The sequence below is a fragment of the Vibrio genomosp. F10 str. ZF-129 genome, assembly GCF_000287055.2.
Lineage (GTDB): Bacteria > Pseudomonadota > Gammaproteobacteria > Enterobacterales > Vibrionaceae > Vibrio.
On the sequence record NZ_AJYQ02000012.1, the window covers coordinates 20,901 to 43,205 of the forward strand.

Genomic DNA, 22,305 nt, shown 5'->3' on the forward strand with positions numbered 1-22,305 from the left:
TATGGAACTGGATGCTTGGAATTGAACTACTCGGAAAAGAATGACTTAAATGGAATTATTTAAAGCCTAAATTTTTTTACCAAATAGTTTAGAAGTAGAGCACTCTTTGCAATTCGGCATAGCTGGTAATGCCCTGTTTCAGTTTTTCTATGCCAGATTGTTGCAGCGTTTGCATACCTTGTGATTTTGCTAGTGATTCAATTTCAATCATGGATGCGCCTTTTATCACCGCATCAGCCAATTCATGGTTGAATGGCATCACTTCGTAAATTCCCGTTCTTCCTGAATATCCAGCGTTGCATTCGTTACAGCCATCAGGATTAGCTTTAAAGAGGGTATCGTTTGGGGAGAGGTTGAGTGTTTCAAATAACGATGTGTCCAACGACGATGCTTTAAACTGAGATGCTTCAAACCGAGATACGTCAAACTCAGCGGGTTGGTAATGCGGTATTTTACAATGGGAACAAAGCTTTCTAGCAAGGCGTTGGGCGATAATTAGGCTTAACGAAGAAGCCAGGTTAAAACCTTCAATGCCCATGTTGCCGAGGCGAACAATGGTTTCAGAGGCGGAATTTGTGTGTAATGTGGAGAGCACTAGGTGGCCAGTTTGGGCGGCTTTTATTGCTATTTGTGCGGTATCCAAATCACGAATTTCACCCACCATCACAATATCAGGGTCTTGTCGTAAGAAAGATCGAAGTGCCTGAGCAAAACCAAAGCCAATTTTAGGTTGAACCTGAACTTGATTCACGCCCGATAGATTGATTTCAACGGGGTCTTCTGCGGTTGATATGTTCACTTCAGGGGTGTTGAGGATGCTCAGCCCCGTATACAGAGAAACGGTCTTGCCACTGCCCGTTGGCCCCGTCATGAGGATCATGCCTTGTGGCTGCTTGAGTGCCTTGAGGTAGAGCTGCTTTTGTTGGTCACTGTAGCCCAGTTTATCGATATTAAGGCTAGCACTGCTGCTGTCGAGTAGGCGCAATACAATCTTTTCACCCCATAACGTGGGTAATGTCGAAACGCGCATATCAATGGCCGTTGTTTCATTGAGCCGAAGCTTGATTCGCCCATCTTGTGGCAAACGACGTTCAGAGATATCCAACTTTGCGAGTATCTTAAGCCGTGCAGAAAGGCGGCGACTGAGGTGATTTGCGGGTGCTTGGGTTTGCACCAATAGGCCATCACAACGTAAGCGGATGCGATAGCTCTCGTCGTAAGGTTCAAAATGAATATCTGAAGCGCCTTTTCTCACCGCATCGAGCAGTATCTGGTTGATGAAGCGGCTCACAGGCGCATCGTCTTGACTGAGGTTCTCTATCGTTTGTATTTCATCTTCTGTGACATCGACCAGACTGGCCAGTTCGTCCTGACTGATGTCTTTAGTTGATGAGGTGGATGTGGTCATTGTCTGACCGTATAAACGACGAATCGCGGATTTAAGGTCGTTTAAGTCGGCCAATACCAAGTCAACTTGCAACCCTGTCGCAAAGCGAAATTCATCTTCTATTTCGCTGCGGGTGGGGTCTGAAACAGCCAAAGAAAGCACCATCCCATCACTTTGTAGGGGCAGGGCTTGATAACGGCTGATCAGTGCCCTAAGCCCCAACGAGTGACACAACGTAGCGTAGTCGAATTGAGATAATGGTGTGGGCGTTAGGCCAAAGAGTGCACTTAGGTGGCCAGTGAGTTGATGGTGGTCGAACAGCTCGAGATCAAGCAGTGCTTCGGGTACCGACATGCCCGAAGCGATCACGTGTTCGATGATATTTTGCTCTTGCACCACGCTGATTAAGTCAGCCTGGCGCAAGATGGCAGGGAGGTTGGTAAGCATTAATTGATTGTGCCTTGCTCACATCCTTTTAACGTTTGTCCTGTATCATGAGTACATTTCCACCCACTATCTAATTTAGCAAATTTGACTTTTTTATCTTTTAAAGAAGCAGTGCTTCCTATAGTAAATAATACATCCCCTGTAGCTGAATCATCGGCTGTTGGCGTAAATCCGATTGTTCCCATAGCACTCATATTACTGGCAGCCCCGACTTTATCCATTTGAGCAGTTGTTGGGAATTTACCATTTTCTTGAATATATAAATCAATATTTGTTAGTAGAGCTCTAGGTATGCTTACGGCTGTATTAGCTTCCGTTTTTAAAAGATAGCTTTGATATGCAGGGACGGCAATTGCGCTCAACACTCCAATAATTCCCACAACAATCATCAATTCAATTAAGGTAAAGCCTTTCTGTTTCTTATTAATCGCTTTCATTATGTTCTCCATTATTGCGATGTATAAGGGTGCAGAAAGAGTAAAGAGAGTCCGGAGAACTAGAAATAAACTAAAAAGGCTAGCGCGAGGCAAATAGTTGAAGTTAAACCTGTATTACATTCACACTGCAGAAATGTTCGACGAGTGGCATATAAAGTGAGAGGGGTGAGATTGAACGCGGATAATAAACGGAAAAAGAGAGACAAAGCCTCTCTTTAACAATACGTCATAGATATTAAATCGATGGAACTTAAATAACGACTAAGCTTGGAATCTCATTGATAAATCCAATGCCACTAAATGTTTCGTCAGCGCGCCAACGGAAATATAATCAACACCGGTTTCAGCAAACTCACGAATGGTGTCTAGTGTTACGTTGCCTGAATTTTCAAGTGCTGCACGTCCTGCATTTAGTTTGACCGCTTCGCGCATCATATCGGTGGTGAAATTATCTAACATGATGATGTCAGCACCCGCATCAATCGCCGATTGCAGTTCGGCTAAACTTTCAGTTTCGATCTCAACAGGCTTACCCGGGTTGAGCAGTTTGGCTGTTTTTACGGCTTGTTCAATCCCGCCACAGGCGATGATGTGATTCTCTTTGATCAAATATGCATCAAACACGCCAATACGATGGTTGTAGCCGCCACCACACGCGACGGCATATTTTAGTGCGCTGCGCAGGCCAGGAATGGTTTTTCGTGTATCAAGCAAACGACAATCCGTACCTTCCAATTGTTTGGCGTAGGTTGCCGTTACCGTTGCGCATCCCGACAGTGTTTGAATGAAGTTCATAGCATTACGTTCGCCCGTTAACAATGCGCGCGATGGGCCAGAAAGAGTACAAAGAGTTTGATTTGGCTCAACGGTGTCGCCGTCTTTTACGTGCCACTCAATATTGACGGTGCCACCAATTTGCTTGAAGACTTCGTCAGCCCATGCTTGACCACAAAATACACCGTGTTCACGAGTAATAATCGTGGCCACATTGTGCGCGTCTTCAGGAATTAAACTTGCGGTAATATCAGCGTTGACATCAATCGAACCACCCAAATCTTCTTTGAGTGTTTCTGCGACTGCGCGAGTGATTTCTGTCGGCAGTTGCGTTTTTAAATAATCAAGACGTTGTTGGCTGTTATGTGTGTTTTTCATCGCAAATTTAATCGTTGGCTTAGGGGAGGGGGCATGATACTCGGAGTCGGAATGAAATTCAGCCATTAATCTCGCTTTTCATCTCGGAATGGATAAAATCGAAGGGAGAATCGTTAAATAAGGAACGCTCAATGATTGATCAGCAAGGCTGGTATGCAAAGGCCAAGTCGTTACCATCGCCTCATTGCGATCACCGAGAAGATCCCAGTGATATATCGTTACTGGTGATCCACAATATTAGCTTACCGCCTAGCCAGTTTGGCGGTGGCTATATAGAGCAGTTTTTTACTGGTAAATTAGACGCGTCACACCATCCATTTTTCAAAGTGATTGAGAACATGAGGGTCTCTGCGCACTGCTTGATTGATCGCGAAGGAAAGGTGATTCAATTTGTGCCTTTTCAACAACGTGCATGGCATGCAGGCGTTTCGTCGTTTGCAGGAAGGAGCAAGTGTAATGATTACTCCATTGGCATTGAATTAGAAGGCGATGATTACAGTGCTTATACCGAGGCACAGTACCAGTCGCTGGCTTTGCTCACCAAAGAACTCATGAAGAGCTATCCAAATATCACCAAACAGAGAATAACGGGGCATCAATATATCGCCCCGTTGAGAAAAACCGATCCTGGATTGTCATTCGATTGGAGAAAGTTAGCAGCGTTGATCAACACGCCCTAGTTACAGTGCGGCTTGATACTCAACAAGGATTTGCTCGACCCAAGTAGCAATACGCTCATCACTTAATTCGTATTGAGAGTCTTCATCAAGCGCTAGCCCAACAAAGTGGGAGCCATCTTCAGTTAGAGCCTTAGAGGCTTCAAACTCATAACCTTGGTTGGGCCAGTATCCGATGAGGTTCGCACCCACTTGTTGTATTTCATCATGAAGCATTCCCATCGCATCGAGATACCACTCGCCATAGCCTTCTTGATCGCCTAAGCCGAATAGTGCTACGTACTTGCCGTTTAACGACACGCCAGCGATTTTTTGCCATATTTCGCTCCAATCTTCTTGGATTTCACCGAAGTCCCAAGTGGAGATGCCGAGAATTAACAGGTCGTAATCAGCCATCAGCGAGATAGGGCTCTCTTTGATATTGTGAATATCCACAAGCTCCTCTCCAATAATAGCGCGTATTTTCTCCGCTGCCATTTCGGTGTAGCAAGTTGTTGAGCCGTAAAATAAACCAATCTTCATAATGTTATAGTCTTGATGTGCGATGAGGGATTTTAACCATAAACACACCAGTAATGCAGTTAGAATTTCATCAAATGGACAAATTTGTGGCTTTAATGTCAGGACTCACATAACCTGAACGTGTTGTTGTTAAAGAGGTTTACCGTGTCAAAATTAAACTCGACTAATCAAGGCCCTCAATCGCCAGAACAGGGTATTCTCGAGCAGTTTCTCGACGCTATGTGGATGGAACGAGGATTGTCTGAAAATACGTTACTGTCGTATCGGACGGATGTACAAAAGCTGCTGCATTGGATGGATGAACACAATTACCGCTTGAATGCGATCAATCTGTCAGGTCTACAAGAGTACCAAGCTTGGCTGGTGGGCAAGGAATATAAACAGACGTCACGGGCACGTATGCTGTCTGCTATTCGACGTCTGTTTCAATATTTACATCGTGAAAAAGTGAGAGCAGATGATCCCAGTGCGTTACTGGTGAGCCCTAAGTTGCCGCAGCGTTTACCCAAAGATCTCTCGGAAGCACAAGTGGATGCGTTATTAGAAGCGCCGGATCCTAATGATCCGATACAGCTTCGAGACAAAGCGATGCTTGAGTTACTGTACGCGACAGGTTTACGTGTTACAGAGTTGGTGAGTCTGACGATGGAAAATCTCAGTTTACGCCAAGGGGTTGTGCGCGTAACAGGCAAAGGCGGAAAAGAGCGTTTGGTGCCGATGGGAGAAAATGCTGTTGATTGGATTGAAACTTTTATAGAGCAAGGAAGGTCTACACTACTTGGTGAGAAAACATCAGACGTTGTTTTTCCAAGTAACCGTGCGAGACAGATGACTCGTCAGACATTCTGGCATAGGATAAAGCATTATGCGGTGATCGCAGAGATTGATACCGAGCTTTTGTCTCCGCACGTATTAAGGCATGCCTTCGCGACTCATTTGCTCAACTACGGGGCCGATTTACGCGTTGTACAAATGCTATTGGGCCACAGTGATTTATCGACGACGCAAATCTATACCCACGTCGCCACTGAAAGGCTAAAAAAAATTCATAGTGAGCACCATCCTAGGGCTTAATATAAAGGTGATTTTAATGAGCGTATTACGCCGACTATCTATACTGACACTGCCGTTTTTTGTGATGGCTTGTAATGCTGAAGAAGTGGTTAAGACCGAAGAAGCATCAACCGTTCAAGCGGAAGTTCAACAAGCAGTGGCTTTAGAACCAACGCTAGCGACTGAAGAAACAAGCTTAACGGATGAATCGAAACAGAAGATCATCAACAATTTCGCCAAACTACAGCTGAAGGTGTTGGATATTTTACCGACTCAAATTGCGGGGCTATACGAAGTTCAAACCAGTGGCGGGGTGTTGTATTCTTCTGTCGATGGTGAATTTTTTATGTCTGGGACGCTCTACCAGCACAAAGCCGGTGGCGGGTATGAAGATGTCCTTGCCAAGCGTCAAGCGCCATTGAATGCAGCAAAACTTGCGGCACTCAGTGACAGCGTTATTGAGTTTAAGGCCGATAACGAGAAGTACGTGGTCACTATTTTTACCGATACCACGTGTGGGTATTGTGTACGATTACATAGCCAAATGAATGGCTATAACGATCTAGGCATCACGGTGCGTTACATGGCGTACCCACGTCAGGGGCCTCGTTCAGAAGTTGGCGAGCAAATGGCCGCTGTTTGGTGTGCTGATGACCCTAAAGCCGCGATGCACGACGCTAAAATTAACCGCAGTTTCCCTGAAAAAAACGCCAACTTTGGTCAGTGTTTAGACACCGTGGTGAAGCATTTCACACTAGGAAAATCATTAGGCATCAGCGGAACACCATCGATATTCCTTCCGAGTGGAGAAATGATTGGCGGCTACTTACCACCCGCTAAATTGCTAGAGCAGTTACAAGCTCAGTAATCATTATCTCATTAACGCTAAGTCTATTCATTTATAACAAGGAGCAGGCGAATCATCGCCTGCTAAGTGCGTATCTATGATCGAAATTCTTCGTCGCCCTGATGTTGATCTCTCTCTTCTTGCTGAACCCATGGATCCACTGCTTAAGAAAATTTATCTTAATCGTGGCATTCGTTCGGCTAAGCAATTAGATAAAACCGCCAAAGCTCTCCATTCCTATCAGAAACTGGATGGTATTCAGCTTGCGGTTGAGCTGCTGTTTGACGCGATTAAACACAATCAACGCATTATCATTGTCGGAGATTTTGATGCCGATGGCGCGACCAGCTCAGCGTTATCGGTTTTGGCCCTTCGCATGCTCGGTTGCAGTAATGTCGACTACTTGGTGCCTAACCGTTTTGAAGACGGCTACGGATTAAGCCCTGAAGTGGTTGATCAGGCGATAACGCTGGGGGCCGAAGTGATCATGACGGTGGATAACGGTGTCTCTTCAATAGAAGGGGTTCGTTATGCCAAAGAAAAAGGTCTTCAAGTGCTGGTGACGGATCATCACTTACCCGGTCATGAACTCCCAATTGCTGACGCGATGGTCAACCCCAATCTAGAATCCTGCGATTTTCCCTCTAAATCGTTAGCGGGTGTTGGGGTGGCTTTTTACCTGATGATGGCCCTGTGCGTACAAATGCGAAAGCTAGACTGGTTTAATGCGAACAACATGGCTGAGCCTAAATTGATGGAGCTGATCGATTTAGTGGCGCTGGGCACGGTCGCGGATGTGGTTGCTTTGGATGAAAACAATCGAATTTTGGTTCACCAAGGGCTCCAGCGTATCCGAGCAGGTAAAGCCAGACCCGGCATTCAAGCACTCATTGAAGTGGCGAAAAAAGACGCACATCGACTGATTGCCACCGATTTTGGCTTCGCCTTAGGGCCAAGAATCAATGCGGCAGGGCGCTTAGATGATATGTCGTTTGGTGTTGAGCTATTAATGTGTAACAACATTCACGCAGCAAGACGCATGGCCAGTGAGTTGGATGGCTTAAATCAAACTCGTAAAGAGATTGAAGAGGGAATGAAGCAAGAGGCGATGGCCTTTTGTGAGCGCTTACAATTTGGTGACAATACGCAATTGCCCCATGGTTTAGTTCTGTTCCAGCGAGATTGGCACCAAGGAGTGATCGGCATTTTGGCTTCTCGTATTAAAGAGAAATTCCATAGACCCGTGATTGCCTTCGCCGATGGCGGAGAAGGGATGATCAAAGGATCTTGTCGTTCGATTCCGGGATTACACATGAGAGACGCTCTTGACCGCATTGATACGCAGAACCCAGGTTTGATTGCTAAGTTTGGTGGTCATGCTATGGCGGCCGGTTTGAGTATTGCTGAAGCGGACTTTGAACGCTTTTCCCGTTTGTTTGATCAAGTGGTGAAACAAGAACTCGATGATAACGCATTAAAAGGGGTGATTTTGTCTGATGGGGAGCTGCTGCCTGAGCAATTTTCTATGCACACGGCTGAATCATTACGGGCTGGTGGGCCTTGGGGGCAAGCCTTCCCTGAACCCATGTTTGATGGTGAGTTTAAAATATTGCACCAGAAGCTGGTGGGGGAAAAACACCTAAAACTGATGTTGGAACCTCTTTACAAAGGGCACCCTACAAACATCATGGTTGATGGCATTGCCTTTAATATTGATCTTAAGCGTTGGCCTGATGCATCGGTAAAAACAGCAAGAGTGGCGTTTAAACTCGATATCAATGAATTTAGAGGGAACCAATCTCTTCAGTTAATGATTGATTATATTGAAGCTATATAACTAACCTGAACTTATGCCAGAGTGATTGTTATCAATGTTGCTCTGGTTTCCTTCTGTTTCCTTCTGTTTCCTTCGTTTTTTCTCGTCTTTGATACTGCTTTTAATGCTCTTTTGTCGGCATTCAATCACCCACTCGGTTTATTGGTACAACGCTAATTTGGTTAATCTTTAATTGGTCTGACCAATATTGTTCAGATAGTTTTTGTAAATGAATATTGCAAGTTATGGTTTTGTTACCACTACCTCTGTTTATTGACCTGAATCAATAAAGTGCTGGACAGTGACGTTTTTGATATGTTAATTTTCACCCCAATAAATAATTGGTAATACCAATTTACTTGGAGTTAAGGGTAGCAATCAATATGGCTTATCAAAGGATTCGTCAGCCAAAACTTTCTGATGTTATCGAGAAAGAACTAGAGCGTTTGATCGCAGAAGGCTCTTTAACTCCAGGGCAGCAACTGCCTCCTGAGCGTGAATTAGCAAAACAATTCGATGTGTCTCGACCTTCGGTTAGAGAAGCGATTCAACGTCTTGAAGCACGCCAGTTATTAACTCGTCGTCAAGGCGGGGGAACGTTCGTTAGTGAAAGTATTTGGAAGAGCTTTTCGGATCCTCTGCTAAATTTACTATCGAGTCATTCTGAAACTCAGCTGGATTTGCTTGAAGCAAGGCATGCAATGGAAGGGATTTCAGCTTACTTTGCTGCGTTGCGCGGAACCGATGAAGATTTTGCGCGAATTCAGGGATGTTTAGCCATAATCACCAAAGAACAAAGCAACAAAAACATTGAAGCAGAAGCCAGTGCCGTTATGAAGTTTTTAGTGGCTTTGACGGAAGCGGCCCATAATGTGGTGTTGTTGCACATTGTTCGTAGTCTTGGCCCGTTGCTAGAACAGAATATTTTACAGAATTTAGAGTTGTTACATCGCCGCGATGAAGTGGTCGAAAAAGTAAGTAAACATAGAGCGAATATTGTGGATGCTATTGTCTCTGGTGAGCCTGAAATGGCACGTGAGATGTCTCATTCACATTTAGCTTATATCGAAGAAACATTGTTGGACATCACGCGTGAAGAATCTCGAAGAGAGCGTTCATTACGCAGAATTCAACAAGGCAAAGAGTCGTCATAGTACGGCTTTTTGACAGTTTATCTAAAATCCAACCAATAGAAGGATAGATCGCCATGTCTGACATGAAGCATGACGTAGACGCAGTAGAAACTCAAGATTGGCTACAGGCCCTTGAATCAGTTGTTCGTGAAGAAGGTGTAGAGCGCGCTCAGTTTTTATTAGAGCAAGTTTTAGATAAAGCACGTTTAGACGGTGTAGATATGCCAACGGGCATTAACACGAACTACATCAACACTATTCCAGCAGCGCAAGAGCCCGCTTATCCAGGTGATGTAACACTTGAGCGTCGTATTCGCTCAATCATTCGCTGGAACTCAATCATGATTGTATTGCGCGCTTCTAAGAAAGACCTAGACCTTGGCGGTCATATGGCTTCTTACCAGTCAGCAGCGGCATTCTACGAAGTATGTTTCAACCACTTCTTCCGTGCTCCAAATGAGACGGACGGCGGTGATTTGGTGTATTACCAAGGTCACATATCTCCAGGTATCTATTCTCGTGCATTCGTTGAAGGTCGTCTAACTGAAGAGCAGCTAGATAACTTCCGTCAAGAAGTGGATGGTAAAGGTATTCCTTCTTACCCACACCCTAAATTGATGCCTGAATTCTGGCAGTTCCCTACCGTATCTATGGGGCTTGGTCCAATTTCTGCGATCTATCAAGCGCGTTTCTTGAAATACTTGAACGGTCGTGGCTTGAAAGATACGACGGCTCAACGAGTTTACGCTTTCCTAGGTGATGGTGAGATGGATGAGCCAGAATCACGCGGTGCGATCTCTTTCGCTTCTCGTGAAAAACTGGACAACTTATGTTTCCTCATCAACTGTAACCTACAGCGTCTAGACGGTCCGGTAATGGGTAACGGTAGCATCATTCAAGAACTTGAAGGTCTATTTAAAGGCGCAGGTTGGAATGTTGTTAAAGTTATCTGGGGTAGTAACTGGGATGCTCTATTAGCAAAAGACACCACAGGTAAGCTTCTTCAACTGATGAACGAAACTGTTGATGGTGACTACCAAACATTCAAATCTAAAGATGGCGCTTATGTCCGTGAGCACTTCTTTGGTAAGTACCCAGAAACAGCAGCGCTTGTTGCTGACATGACCGATGATGAAATCTTCGCACTTAAGCGTGGTGGTCACGACTCGTCTAAACTGTTCGCGGCATTCAACAATGCGAAAGAGACAAGCGGTAAGCCAACGGTAATCCTAGCTAAGACGGTTAAAGGTTACGGCATGGGCGATGCAGCAGAAGGTAAGAACATTGCACACGGTGTGAAGAAAATGGATATGACACATATCCAACACCTACGCGATCGCTTAGGCCTAGAAGACCTTCTTTCAGATGAGAAATTGTCTGAGCTTCCTTACTTGAAGCTTGAAGAAGGCACCGCTGAGTATGAATACATGCATGCTCGTCGTAAGGCACTTCACGGTTACACACCAGCGCGTCTGCCTAAGTTCACTCAAGAGTTCAAAGTTCCTGAGCTAGACGCATTTGCCCCTCTACTGGGTGAGCAGAAACGTGATATCTCTACAACGATGGCTTATGTCCGTACGTTAAACATCCTACTTAAAGATAAGAACATTGGTAAAAACATTGTTCCTATTATCTGTGATGAAGCGCGTACGTTCGGTATGGAAGGTCTGTTCCGTCAGGTTGGTATCTACAACCCAGATGGTCAAGAGTACACACCAGAAGATCGCGGCGTTGTTTCTTACTACAAAGAAGAAACATCGGGCCAGGTTTTACAAGAAGGTATCAATGAACTTGGTTCAATGGCTTCTTGGGTGGCTGCGGCAACGTCTTACAGCACCAACGATCTGCCAATGATTCCATTCTACATCTACTACTCGATGTTTGGTTTCCAACGTATTGGTGACATGGCATGGCTAGCAGGTGACCAACAAGCACGTGGTTTCCTATTAGGTGCGACTGCCGGTCGTACAACGCTAAACGGTGAAGGTCTGCAACACGAAGATGGTCACTCACACATTCAAGCGAATACGATTCCTAACTGTATCTCTTACGACCCAACGTTTGCTTACGAGCTAGCGGTTATCATGCAAGACGGTATTCGTCGCATGTACGGTCCTGAGCAAGAGAACGTGTACTACTACTTAACAGTAATGAACGAGAACTACGCAATGCCAGCAATGCCAGAAGGCGCTGAAGAAGGCATTCGTAAAGGTATCTACAAGCTTGAATCTCACGCAGGTTCTAAGTCTAAAGTTCAGTTAATGAGCTCTGGTACTATCATGAATGAAGCACGTAAAGCTGCTGTCATTCTAAGCGAAGAATACGATGTAGCATCAGACGTCTTTGCTGTGACTTCTTTCAACGAACTGACTCGCGATGGTCAAAACGTTGAGCGTGACAACATGCTTCATCCAGAAGCAGAAGATAAAGTACCGTACATCACGACAGTTCTTGGCAGCGAGCCAGCTATTGCCGTTACGGATTACATGAAAAACTACGCTGAACAAGTCCGTGCTTTCGTTCCTGCTGAGTCGTACAAAGTACTGGGCACTGATGGCTTCGGTCGTTCTGATAGCCGTGAAAACTTGCGTCGTCACTTTGAAGTTAACGCTGGCTACGTTGTTGTTGCGGCACTGACTGAATTGGCTAAACGTGGTGATATTGAAAAATCTGTTGTTGCAGAAGCGATTGTTAAGTTCGGTATCGACACTGACAAAACTAACCCGCAATACGCATAAGACTGACATTAGTTAAGGAAGCAAAACATGACAATCGAAATTAATGTACCTGACATTGGTGCTGATGAGGTTGAAGTTACTGAGATTCTAGTTAACGTTGGCGACAAGGTTGAAGAAGAACAGTCACTGATCACTGTTGAAGGCGATAAAGCTTCAATGGAAGTTCCTGCGTCTCAAGCGGGTGTTGTTAAAGAAATTAAGATCTCTGAAGGCGATTCAGTGTCTACTGGTTCTTTAATCATGATCTTCGAAGCGGAAGGTGCTGCAGCAGCACCGGCTGCTCCAGCAGTTGAAGCGGCGGCAACTGTTGCTGCTCCTGTTGTGGCATCGGCTACAGAACTGAAAGAAGTTCATGTTCCAGATATCGGCGGTGATGAAGTTGAAGTCACTGAAATCATGGTAGCTATCGGCGACAGCGTTGAAGAAGAGCAATCTCTGATTACTGTTGAAGGCGACAAAGCGTCAATGGAAGTTCCTGCACCATTCGCTGGCATCGTTAAAGAAATCAAGATCGCTTCTGGTGACTCAGTATCGACTGGTTCTCTAGTCATGATTTTCTCTGTAGAAACAGGTGAAGCAGCGGGTTCAGGCGCTCCAGTTGCAGCAGCGGCGGCACCCGTTGCAGCGGCTCCAGCAGCATCGGCTGAAAAAGAAGTGAACGTTCCTGATATCGGTGGTGACGAAGTAGAAGTCACTGAAATCATGGTAGCGGTTGGCGATACAGTAGAAGAAGAGCAATCTCTGATTACTGTTGAAGGCGACAAAGCATCAATGGAAGTGCCTGCACCATTCGCTGGTACGGTTAAAGAAATCAAGATTGCCGCTGGTGATACTGTGTCAACGGGCTCTCTAATCATGACGTTTGTTGTTGAAGGCGCGGCTCCAGTAGCAGCTTCCGCTCCTACACAAGCGGCAGCTCCAGCTCCAGCAGCGGCTCCTAAAGTAGAAGCGGCGGCTCCAGCAGCAACCGGCGATTTCCAAGATAACCATGAGTATGCACACGCCTCACCGGTTGTTCGTCGTATCGCTCGTGAATTTGGCGTTAACCTTGCTAAGGTCAAAGGCACAGGCCGTAAGAGCCGCATCTTAAAAGAAGACGTTCAGTCTTACGTGAAAGATGCACTGAAGCGTTTAGAGTCTGGCGTTGCAGCATCTGGCAAAGGCGGTGACGGTTCTGCTCTTGGTCTACTACCATGGCCAAAAGTTGACTTCAGCAAGTTTGGCGAAACGGAAGTTCAGAAACTTTCTAAGATCAAGAAGATCTCTGGCGCTAACCTGCACCGTAACTGGGTAATGATTCCTCATGTTACACAGTGGGACAACGCTGACATCACTGAGCTAGAAGCATTCCGTAAAGAACAGAACGCAATCGAAGCGAAGAAAGATACTGGCATGAAGATCACGCCACTTGTGTTCATCATGAAGGCAGTTGCTAAGGCACTAGAAGCATTCCCTGCGTTTAACTCTTCTCTTTCTGACGATGGTGAAAGCATCATTCTTAAGAAATACGTAAACGTGGGTATCGCGGTTGATACGCCAAATGGTCTTGTTGTTCCAGTCTTCAAAGACGTGAACAAGAAAGGCATTTACGAGCTATCTGAAGAGCTAATGGCTGTCTCTAAGAAAGCACGTTCTGGTAAGCTAACAGCGGCAGATATGCAAGGTGGGTGTTTCACCATCTCTAGCCTTGGTGGTATCGGCGGCACGGCATTTACGCCAATCGTCAATGCGCCAGAAGTCGGTATCCTAGGCGTATCTAAGTCTGAAATGAAGCCAGTATGGAACGGTAAAGAGTTTAAACCGCGCCTACAGTTGCCATTATCACTGTCATACGATCACCGAGTGATCGATGGTGCAGAAGGCGCTCGCTTTATTACCTTCTTAAATGGTGCTCTATCCGACATCCGTCGCTTGGTACTATAGAACGATAACAATAGAAGAGCGGCCTTAGTGTCGCTCTTGCTACAAATTAATGACAATTTATTACAGGTTTTGAGCATAAATCTCGGCCTGAAAAAAATGAATTGTTGTCTAGCTCACAGGCTAAATTGATTTACTTTTCACATCATTAACATCTCTGTAAACTGTTTGTGGTCTGAAAATCATGGTTTAAATGCACCAATGTTAAATAATTAAAATCAATACCTACTTAGCCTGTTAGGGATTATGACTACAAGAGGTCAACATGAGCAACGAAATTAAAGCCCAAGTGGTAGTACTTGGCGCAGGTCCTGCTGGTTACTCGGCTGCATTCCGCTGTGCAGACTTAGGTCTAGAAACCGTTCTTATTGAACGTTACAGCACTCTTGGTGGTGTGTGTCTGAATGTGGGTTGTATCCCATCAAAAGCACTGCTTCACGTATCAAAAGTTATCGAAGAAGCAAAAGCACTTGCAGAGCACGGTATCGTATTTGGTGAGCCTCAAACTGACATTGATAAGATTCGTTTGTGGAAAGAAAAAGTGATTAGCCAATTGACTGGCGGTCTTGGTGGTATGGCTAAGATGCGTAAAGTCACGGTAGTGAATGGCTTCGGTAAGTTTACTGGCCCTAACTCTATCGAAGTTGATGGCGAAGACGGCAAGAAGACGGTGAACTTTGACAATGCCATCATTGCCGCAGGTTCTCGTCCAATTAAACTGCCATTTATTCCGCATGATGATCCTCGTATTTGGGATTCAACGGATGCGCTAGAGTTAAAAGAAGTACCAGAGAAACTGCTTATCATGGGTGGCGGCATCATCGGTCTTGAAATGGCAACGGTTTATCACTCTCTAGGCTCTAAGATTGACGTTGTTGAGATGTTCGATCAATTGATTCCTGCGGCTGATAAAGACATTGTTAAAGTCTACACCAAGCGCATCAAAAACAAATTTAACTTAATGCTTCAGACCAAAGTAACGGCTGTTGAAGCAAAAGAAGACGGCATTTACGTTTCAATGGAAGGCAAGAAAGCGCCAGCTGAAGCTGAACGTTACGATGCCGTTCTTGTTGCTATCGGTCGTGTACCAAATGGTCAGTTGATGGATGCTGAGAAAGCGGGTGTTGAAGTTGATGAACGTGGTTTCATTAATGTCGATAAGCAAATGCGCACTAACGTTCCTCATATTCATGCGATAGGCGATATTGTTGGTCAACCAATGCTTGCACATAAAGGTGTGCATGAAGGGCATGTGGCCGCTGAAGTTATTTCAGGTAAGAAGCACTACTTTGATCCTAAAGTAATTCCTTCTATAGCGTACACTGAGCCAGAAGTCGCGTGGGTTGGTAAAACAGAGAAAGAAGCGAAAGAAGAAGGTCTTAACTTCGAAACTGCATCATTCCCTTGGGCTGCATCGGGTCGTGCAATCGCTTCAGATTGTGCAGATGGTGTAACTAAGCTTATCTTCGACAAAGAAACTCACCGTGTCATTGGTGGTGCTATCGTTGGTACTAATGGTGGTGAACTATTGGGCGAGATTGGTCTAGCGATTGAGATGGGTTGTGATGCGGAAGATATCGCGTTAACGATTCACGCTCACCCAACGTTGCATGAATCAGTTGGTTTAGCAGCCGAAGTGTTTGAAGGTACGATTACTGACCTACCAAATGCCAAAGCAGTGAAAAGAAAATAACACTAAGGCGCTGAATCTATCAGCGCTTTAAATAATAAAAAAACCGCTGATGGATTCAGCGGTTTTTTTATGGTTAGCCGTAACTTATTGTTGGTTGTCGTGGTTGTAAATACACAACATATCTAAATAGCTGTTGGTGAGTTGTTCCATCGAAGCCTCACTTTGGAGGCGGTTTGATTGAACAAATAATGAATAACAGATGCCATGAAATAGATTAGTGAGATGATCAGGATCGTGGTCACTGCACACTTCATCACGATTGATTGCATTGATGAACATATTTTTGACTAACATTTGGTTAGTACGATTGGATGACACAAACAGAGGCCATACTTCGTCTCTGGTTGACGCACTCCATTCAAACCATACTTTCAACCAATGGCAATCTTGGATAACAAGATTCACCATTCCACCGGTAACGTTACGTAAGTTATCTTTTGCGTGTAAATCTAAATCGATGTGATCAGCTAAAAAGTTTGAAAACTGACGTACTACGTAGTTGAGTACATCATCGACAAGATCTTCACGTGTTGGGAAGTAGTTGAAGACCGTTGCGACAGAGACTTGCGCGATTTCTGCTATATCAGCATGCCCCCCACGCCCAATTCCGCGCCTTGCAAATACTTCTAATGCAATTTCCATTAGTTGTAATTTACGCTTTTGTGGAGACAGCCTTGTTCGTGGTCTTTTTGCTATAGAGTCCATATCGTTTTTTCCTTACCAATTGACGTATTGTATTTATTAAAGTTGCACTTAGAGTCTTTGCTCTAATGTTGTTTTTGTTATTTAAATAACACAATGAGTGTAATGGTGCATATGAGGTTGGTCAATGATTTATGCTTATATAATAGTCAATAATGTGGATAGTGATTAGATTCAATGTGCTTAATTTTATAGACCCTCTAATAAATGAGAAAGAATGAAAAATTTAACTCACAAAGAGAGGAGTGGTACTATAGCGGCAAAATTCAGCGTTTGATGTGGGCCAAAAGGCTTTGTCATTCTGTCATCACCGATTAATTGAGAATGCTATGAAACATACAGTTGAACCTATGATTTCTGAATTGGAAGTTCAGAAACGAGTAAAAGAGCTAGGCAAGCAAATTACCGAGCATTACCAAGGCAGTGAAAACTTGGTTATGGTTGGTTTGTTGCGCGGATCATTCGTTTTTATGGCTGATCTTGCTCGTGCCATTGATATTACGCACCAGGTCGACTTTATGACGGCGTCTAGCTATGGCAATACGATGGAAAGTAGCCGCGATGTTCGAATCTTGAAAGATCTGGATGATGATATTAAAGGTAAAGATGTTCTTCTCGTTGAAGACATCATTGATACCGGAAATACGCTAAGCAAAGTGATTGAAATCTTGTCGCTACGCGAGCCAAACTCAATCGAAGTGTGCACGTTACTAGACAAGCCAGTAAAGCGTGAAATTGAAGTTGATGCTAAATGGATTGGTTTTGCTATCCCAGATGAATTTGTGGTGGGTGTAGGTATCGATTACGCACAGAAATATCGCCACCTTCCGTATATTGGTAAGGTTGTTCCGCAGGAATAATTGATCAGAACGAGAAATGCTCACCTAATTTGGTGAGCATTTTATTGATGAGCATTGTTCATTTATCCGTTTGTTTTGTGACCATTGTTGAGTATCTTGGCCATTGCTGCTTGATACGACACCTCAAGCGTTTCTCGGCTATAGCATCTAACGCCTAAATCCAAGAGTTTTCCATCTCCGATGCCGTAAACCACCCCATGAATTTCTACATGCTGGCCTCGTTCCCAAGCGCTTTGTAATACCGTTGAGTTCCCAAGGTTATACACTTGTTCTGCTACATTAATTTCACACAGCTTATCTGCTCGTGCGGCTTGGGGCATTTCACCTAACCAGTTACGGTGCTTTAAGTACAAATCACGAATATGCAGTAGCCAGTTGTTGATGAGACCAAGCTGAGGATTATCGATAGCGGCATTAACACCGCCACAGCCATAATGACCACAAACGATAATGTGATTCACTTTCAAAACATCCACAGCGTATTGAACAACGGATAAGCAGTTTAAATCGGTATGAATAACTTGGTTGGCAACATTTCGGTGAACAAATAACTCGCCGGAATACAATCCGGTTAATCGCTCGGCGGGAACGCGACTGTCTGAGCAGCCGATCCACAAGAAGCCGGGGTTTTGTCCTTCTTCGAGTTTAGTGAAATACTCGGGGCGCTCTGAGGTGATGGAATCCGACCATTTTGAATTGTTTTCAAAGAGCTGTTTTATTTCTGGCATCTTACTTCCCTTCTATCATTCGCCACACTATACACAATGTTACAATTTCTATCTGTTAAAATAGTGTCATACCGACTTGTCTAATGAGCTAAATCAAGAAATTTCACATACTTATAAAAGGCAGGTGCGGAAGGATTATTAAGATTAATGTTAATAAAGGTGAAAAATACTAACTTTATTTGATAAAGTGATGTGAATTGTTTTTGTATCAGCAGGGATCTGAATTTTGTTTGGAAATCGATTTGAAGACATGCGCTTAAAAGGCGACATATTTGGTGGTGTCACCACCGCTATCATTTCACTTCCTTTAGCGTTGGCATTCGGTGTCGCTTCAGGCGCTGGCGCGGAGGCTGGCTTATGGGGAGCGATTTTTGTTGGTTTTTTTGCCGCATTGTTTGGTGGTTCTACGAGTTTAATTTCAGAGCCTACCGGGCCAATGACGGTGATCATGACAGCCGTTTTGACCAGTATGATGGCGAAGTACCCAGAAACCGGAATGGCGATGGCATTTACCGTTGTCATGATGGCAGGGGCATTTCAGATCTTGTTAGGGACATTGAAACTTGGAAAATACATTACTTTAATGCCCTACAGCGTCATCTCAGGTTTTATGTCAGGCATAGGTGTTATTTTAATCATCTTGCAGCTTTCTCCATTATTGGGGTATGCCGCTCCTTCTGGTGGGGTGATAGGCACTTTAAATGCGCTTCCTGAAACGTTCGCCAATTTAAAATTCAGTGAGCTATTTTTAGGCCTTGCAACGCTTGCGATTTTGTTCTTTTTTCCAAAAAAATATCGAAAATACGTGCCGGCTCAGCTAGTGGCGCTGATTGCGGTTACCCTAGTTTCAGTGGTTTTATTTGATGCCGATGACATTCGACGTATTGGTGTGATTCCTGCTGGTTTGCCTTCCCTGGTCATTCCTCATATTAACGCTGACATCTTCATGGAAATGGTGATTGATGCCTTAGTATTGGGAACGCTAGGGTGTATTGATACCTTGCTTACTGCGGTTATTGGCGACTCGTTAACGCGTAAAGATCATGACTCAGACAAAGAGCTAAGAGGTCAGGGGTTGGCGAACATGATTTCAGGCTTGTTTGGCGCATTGCCTGGCGCGGGAGCGACCATGGGGACTGTGACGAACATTCAGGTTGGCGCTCGTTCACCGCTTTCTGGCATTATTCGAGCTCTGGTACTGATGTTGGTCGTGCTGGTGGCTGGTGGATTGACAGAACCTATACCGATGGCCGTATTAGCGGGTATTGCGGTTTATGTCGGATTTAATATTCTCGACTGGAGTTTCATTCAGCGCGCCCACAAAGTCAGTGTACAGGGCATGGCGATCATGTATGGCGTCATGTTACTCACGGTATTTGTTGATTTGATTGTTGCGGTGGGTTTAGGTGTATTTATCTCCAATATCCTTATTATTGAGCGGTTAAGTCTAGAGCAAGCAAGACAAGTTAAAGCGATCAGTGATGCCGATGAAAATGATGTACCACTGACCGATAGTGAAAGAGGGTTGCTTGACCGAGCGAATGGTAAGGTTCTGTTCTTTTATCTATCAGGACCGATGATCTTCAGCGTATCAAAAGCGATCTCTCGCCAGCACAATAGTATCTCTGATTACGAAGTGATGATTTTGGACCTTACCGACGTCCCAATGATTGATGTCACGGTAGGACTGGCTCTTGAAAACGCAATTAAAGATGCAAAAGACGCCGAATGTGAAGTGTTACTGCTTTGTCCTAACGAACACACGCGCCGACAATTAGAGAAGTTTCATGTGCTTGATTTGGTCTCTCAAAACAATACCTATTCGTTCAGGTATGAGGCTCTAAAGGCCGCGTTAAAGCATGTAGATGTTGATGAAACCTCAGTGTCTCTCGTTTAGATAAGTGGTTTATTTCAGAAGATTGTACTGATTAATTACAAGGCGCTGCGATATTATTGCAGCGCCTTTGTTTTCTTATGCAGAGTGATAATTTATATTGGGTGTTGGGTTGAAAAACAGACGCATCGGCGTCATGTGTTAGCCATAAAACCAAAAGAGCAATGTCATATTATGTACGCATTAGAAATAGAACAGTTGCGAAAAACTTATGCCGGTGGGTTTGAGGCTCTAAAAGGCATCAGTTTAAATGTCAAAAAAGGGGATTTTTACGCCTTACTTGGTCCCAACGGTGCTGGCAAATCAACCACCATCGGTGTGGTTTCATCGCTAGTGAATAAAACCTCAGGTAAGGTCAAAGTCTTCGGTTTTGATATCGATAGCGATCTAGAGCTGGCTAAGCAAAACCTGGGTTTGGTTCCTCAAGAATTCAATTTTAATCCATTTGAAACCGTAGAGCAGATCGTTCTACAGCAAGCGGGTTACTACGGTGTTCCAAGAGTACTCGCCAAAGAAAGAGCGAAAAAGTACCTTTCTCAACTCGATTTATGGGAAAAACGCAGCGAACGTGCACGAAACCTATCGGGAGGCATGAAGCGCCGACTAATGATTGCCCGTGCGCTGATGCATGAGCCACAGTTACTGATACTCGATGAACCGACCGCGGGGGTTGATATAGAACTGCGTCGCTCCATGTGGGAGTTCTTAAAAAACATCAACAAAGAGCAGGGTATTACCATTATTTTGACCACGCATTACCTGGAAGAAGCGGAAATGCTGTGTCGTAATATTGGCATCATTAACCGAGGTGAGTTGATAGAAAACACCACGATGAAGGCGTTGTTAAATCAGCTCCAAGTCGAGACGTTTATTCTCGACCTTGAAGGTGTCACGGCATTAGATCCTTTGAGTGGTGTTAATTCACAACGATTAGACAATGGGTCACTTGAGATCGAACTGGATAAGTCTCAGGGTTTGAATCATGTCTTTAGTCAGCTGACCGAACAAGGTATCACAGTACTTTCTATGCGCAATAAAGCAAATCGTCTAGAAGAGCTCTTTGTTAATATCGTGAAAGATCAATCGAAAGCGTCATCGCAAAACCAAGCTTCACTTCAATCTCAAGCTTCAGCTAAAGCTAAAGCTAAGGAGCAATAATCATGTATCAGATTTATTGGACAGCGTTTTGCAGCTTAGTGACCAAAGAAGTGAATCGTTTTACCCGAATTTGGGTGCAAACGCTTGTACCGCCTGCAATAACAATGACACTGTACTTTATCATTTTTGGTAATCTTATCGGTGCGAGAATTGGTGAAATGAATGGCTTTAGCTACATGGAATACATCGTTCCTGGGCTTATTATGATGTCGGTCATTACCAATTCCTATTCTAATGTTGCCTCGTCGTTTTTTAGTGCCAAATTTCAAAAAAACATTGAAGAGCTATTAGTCGCGCCTGTACCAAACTATGTCATTATCGCGGGCTTCGTGATGGGCGGAGTCACCCGTGGGCTATTAGTGGGTGCGATTGTGACTTTTGTTTCTCTGTTCTTTGTGGATTTACAGGTTGAACATTGGGGGATCATTGTCATGACGGTGTTTTTAACGTCGGTGGTGTTCGCTCTTGGCGGATTGATCAATGCCGTGTTTGCTAAAACCTTTGATGATATTTCGATTATCCCAACCTTTATTTTGACGCCATTAACCTATTTAGGGGGGGTATTCTATTCCATCAGCTTACTACCCGAATTTTGGCAAAGCGTGTCAAAAATAAACCCAATTGTGTATATGGTTAATGCATTTCGATACGGATTCTTAGGGGTGTCAGACGTTGATATCGTGACTTCTTTTGGGGTTTTAATCGCGTTTGTTATTGGGCTTTATGCGGTAGCGCATTACCTGGTGACTCGAGGCATTGGTTTAAGAAGCTAGAGCTGGCTTTTTTCCATCGGTATCTTCTGCTTCTATGAAAAAGGTCGACATAACATGTCGACCTTTTTGAGTGCTTTCAGGCAGTTTATTCTGATTCAGCAGTCTGAGTATCTTGGCTTTGCTCATCTTTGTTAATGGACTTGTTGTCTGCTTTGGTCTCTGTGACTAAATCGACAACTTGATTATCGATGAGTCGAGCTTGCCCTAAGAAGGCAGACATCAGAATGACAGCTTGAACGGTGTCATTTGTGATGGTTTGCAGAGTTTGAGCATCACGGATGAAAATCTCATCAGGTTGCAGACCGGCCGCACGCAATTGATCGCTCGCATCTTCAATGAGTGAATCGTAATCGTTACGTCCGCCACGA

The 22,305-nt window shown here is 44.4% G+C and carries 19 protein-coding genes; 12 read left to right on the forward strand and 7 right to left on the reverse strand.

Annotation, left to right across the window (positions count from 1 at the left end):
- Nucleotides 1–88: 88 nt before the first annotated feature.
- The 3 genes from pilB to nadC all read right to left on the reverse strand — a co-directional run bounded on the left by pilB (nt 89) and on the right by nadC (nt 3,423).
- A complete protein-coding gene (gene pilB / locus A1QO_RS02030; RefSeq protein WP_017041593.1) occupies nt 89–1,834 on the reverse strand; it encodes a type IV-A pilus assembly ATPase PilB in 1,746 nt (581 codons plus the stop codon).
- Nucleotides 1,834–2,271, reverse strand: a complete 438-nt coding sequence (locus tag A1QO_RS02035) for a type IV pilin protein (protein WP_017041594.1) — start codon at nt 2,269–2,271, stop codon at nt 1,834–1,836. The genes pilB and A1QO_RS02035 overlap by 1 nt, the downstream gene beginning before the upstream one ends.
- Before the next feature lie 261 nt (nt 2,272–2,532).
- Complete coding sequence (gene nadC, locus A1QO_RS02040) at nt 2,533–3,423, reverse strand: carboxylating nicotinate-nucleotide diphosphorylase (RefSeq protein ID WP_026026503.1); 891 nt, start codon at nt 3,421–3,423, stop codon at nt 2,533–2,535.
- Nucleotides 3,424–3,554: 131 nt separating this feature from the next.
- Here nadC and ampD point away from each other — a divergent pair, with 131 nt between their 5' ends.
- The gene (gene ampD, locus A1QO_RS02045; RefSeq protein WP_017037178.1) at nt 3,555–4,103 is read left to right on the forward strand and encodes a 1,6-anhydro-N-acetylmuramyl-L-alanine amidase AmpD; all 549 of its coding nucleotides are present in this window, start codon (nt 3,555–3,557) and stop codon (nt 4,101–4,103) included.
- Here the strand turns inward: ampD and fldB are convergent, their stop codons facing one another.
- Nucleotides 4,104–4,622 (reverse strand): flavodoxin FldB, encoded by a 519-nt coding sequence (gene fldB / locus A1QO_RS02050; RefSeq protein ID WP_017036659.1) that lies wholly within the window; start codon nt 4,620–4,622, stop codon nt 4,104–4,106. It abuts the gene before it with no gap.
- 144 nt (nt 4,623–4,766) lie between these two features.
- On the opposite strand from fldB, the gene xerD reads away from it, so the two are divergent.
- The 7 genes from xerD to lpdA all read left to right on the forward strand — a co-directional run bounded on the left by xerD (nt 4,767) and on the right by lpdA (nt 15,822).
- On the forward strand, nt 4,767–5,696 hold the full coding sequence (gene xerD, locus A1QO_RS02055) for a site-specific tyrosine recombinase XerD (RefSeq protein ID WP_017041595.1): 930 nt from the start codon (nt 4,767–4,769) through the stop codon (nt 5,694–5,696).
- A 16-nt stretch (nt 5,697–5,712) separates the two neighbouring features.
- Nucleotides 5,713–6,543, forward strand: a complete 831-nt coding sequence (locus tag A1QO_RS02060) for a DsbC family protein (RefSeq protein WP_017036661.1) — start codon at nt 5,713–5,715, stop codon at nt 6,541–6,543.
- Nucleotides 6,544–6,619: 76 nt separating this feature from the next.
- Nucleotides 6,620–8,359: a single-stranded-DNA-specific exonuclease RecJ gene (recJ, locus tag A1QO_RS02065; RefSeq protein ID WP_017039555.1), complete on the forward strand. Its 1,740-nt coding sequence runs from the start codon at nt 6,620–6,622 to the stop codon at nt 8,357–8,359.
- Between the two features lie 362 nt (nt 8,360–8,721).
- Nucleotides 8,722–9,492, forward strand: a complete 771-nt coding sequence (gene pdhR, locus A1QO_RS02070) for a pyruvate dehydrogenase complex transcriptional repressor PdhR (RefSeq protein ID WP_017036663.1) — start codon at nt 8,722–8,724, stop codon at nt 9,490–9,492.
- A gap of 53 nt (nt 9,493–9,545) precedes the next feature.
- Nucleotides 9,546–12,209: a pyruvate dehydrogenase (acetyl-transferring), homodimeric type gene (gene aceE, locus A1QO_RS02075; protein WP_017037181.1), complete on the forward strand. Its 2,664-nt coding sequence runs from the start codon at nt 9,546–9,548 to the stop codon at nt 12,207–12,209.
- Between the two features lie 27 nt (nt 12,210–12,236).
- Entirely contained in the window at nt 12,237–14,132 is a 1,896-nt protein-coding gene (gene aceF, locus A1QO_RS02080; RefSeq protein WP_017039554.1) for a pyruvate dehydrogenase complex dihydrolipoyllysine-residue acetyltransferase, read from the forward strand.
- 262 nt (nt 14,133–14,394) lie between these two features.
- Complete coding sequence (gene lpdA, locus A1QO_RS02085; protein ID WP_017036666.1) at nt 14,395–15,822, forward strand: dihydrolipoyl dehydrogenase; 1,428 nt, start codon at nt 14,395–14,397, stop codon at nt 15,820–15,822.
- Nucleotides 15,823–15,906: 84 nt separating this feature from the next.
- Here the strand turns inward: lpdA and A1QO_RS02090 are convergent, their stop codons facing one another.
- Nucleotides 15,907–16,527, reverse strand: coding sequence for a LuxR/HapR/OpaR family quorum-sensing transcriptional regulator (locus A1QO_RS02090; protein WP_017036667.1), 621 nt, complete (start codon nt 16,525–16,527; stop codon nt 15,907–15,909).
- 290 nt (nt 16,528–16,817) lie between these two features.
- On the opposite strand from A1QO_RS02090, the gene hpt reads away from it, so the two are divergent.
- On the forward strand, nt 16,818–17,384 hold the full coding sequence (hpt, locus tag A1QO_RS02095) for a hypoxanthine phosphoribosyltransferase (RefSeq protein WP_276203914.1): 567 nt from the start codon (nt 16,818–16,820) through the stop codon (nt 17,382–17,384).
- 62 nt (nt 17,385–17,446) lie between these two features.
- On the opposite strand, the gene can is transcribed toward hpt, so the two are convergent.
- Nucleotides 17,447–18,112: a carbonate dehydratase gene (gene can / locus A1QO_RS02100; protein ID WP_017036669.1), complete on the reverse strand. Its 666-nt coding sequence runs from the start codon at nt 18,110–18,112 to the stop codon at nt 17,447–17,449.
- A 226-nt stretch (nt 18,113–18,338) separates the two neighbouring features.
- Between can and A1QO_RS02105 the strand changes: the two genes are divergently transcribed.
- The 3 genes from A1QO_RS02105 (at nt 18,339) to A1QO_RS02115 (ending at nt 21,937) form a co-directional block, all read left to right on the forward strand.
- A complete protein-coding gene (locus A1QO_RS02105; protein ID WP_026026504.1) occupies nt 18,339–20,009 on the forward strand; it encodes a SulP family inorganic anion transporter in 1,671 nt (556 codons plus the stop codon).
- Nucleotides 20,010–20,180: 171 nt separating this feature from the next.
- A complete protein-coding gene (locus A1QO_RS02110; RefSeq protein ID WP_017037185.1) occupies nt 20,181–21,164 on the forward strand; it encodes an ABC transporter ATP-binding protein in 984 nt (327 codons plus the stop codon).
- A 2-nt stretch (nt 21,165–21,166) separates the two neighbouring features.
- A complete protein-coding gene (locus A1QO_RS02115; protein ID WP_017036672.1) occupies nt 21,167–21,937 on the forward strand; it encodes an ABC transporter permease in 771 nt (256 codons plus the stop codon).
- 85 nt (nt 21,938–22,022) lie between these two features.
- On the opposite strand, the gene A1QO_RS02120 is transcribed toward A1QO_RS02115, so the two are convergent.
- A partial coding sequence (locus A1QO_RS02120) for a pantoate--beta-alanine ligase (protein ID WP_038131945.1) occupies nt 22,023–22,305 on the reverse strand: 283 nt, incomplete at its 5' end.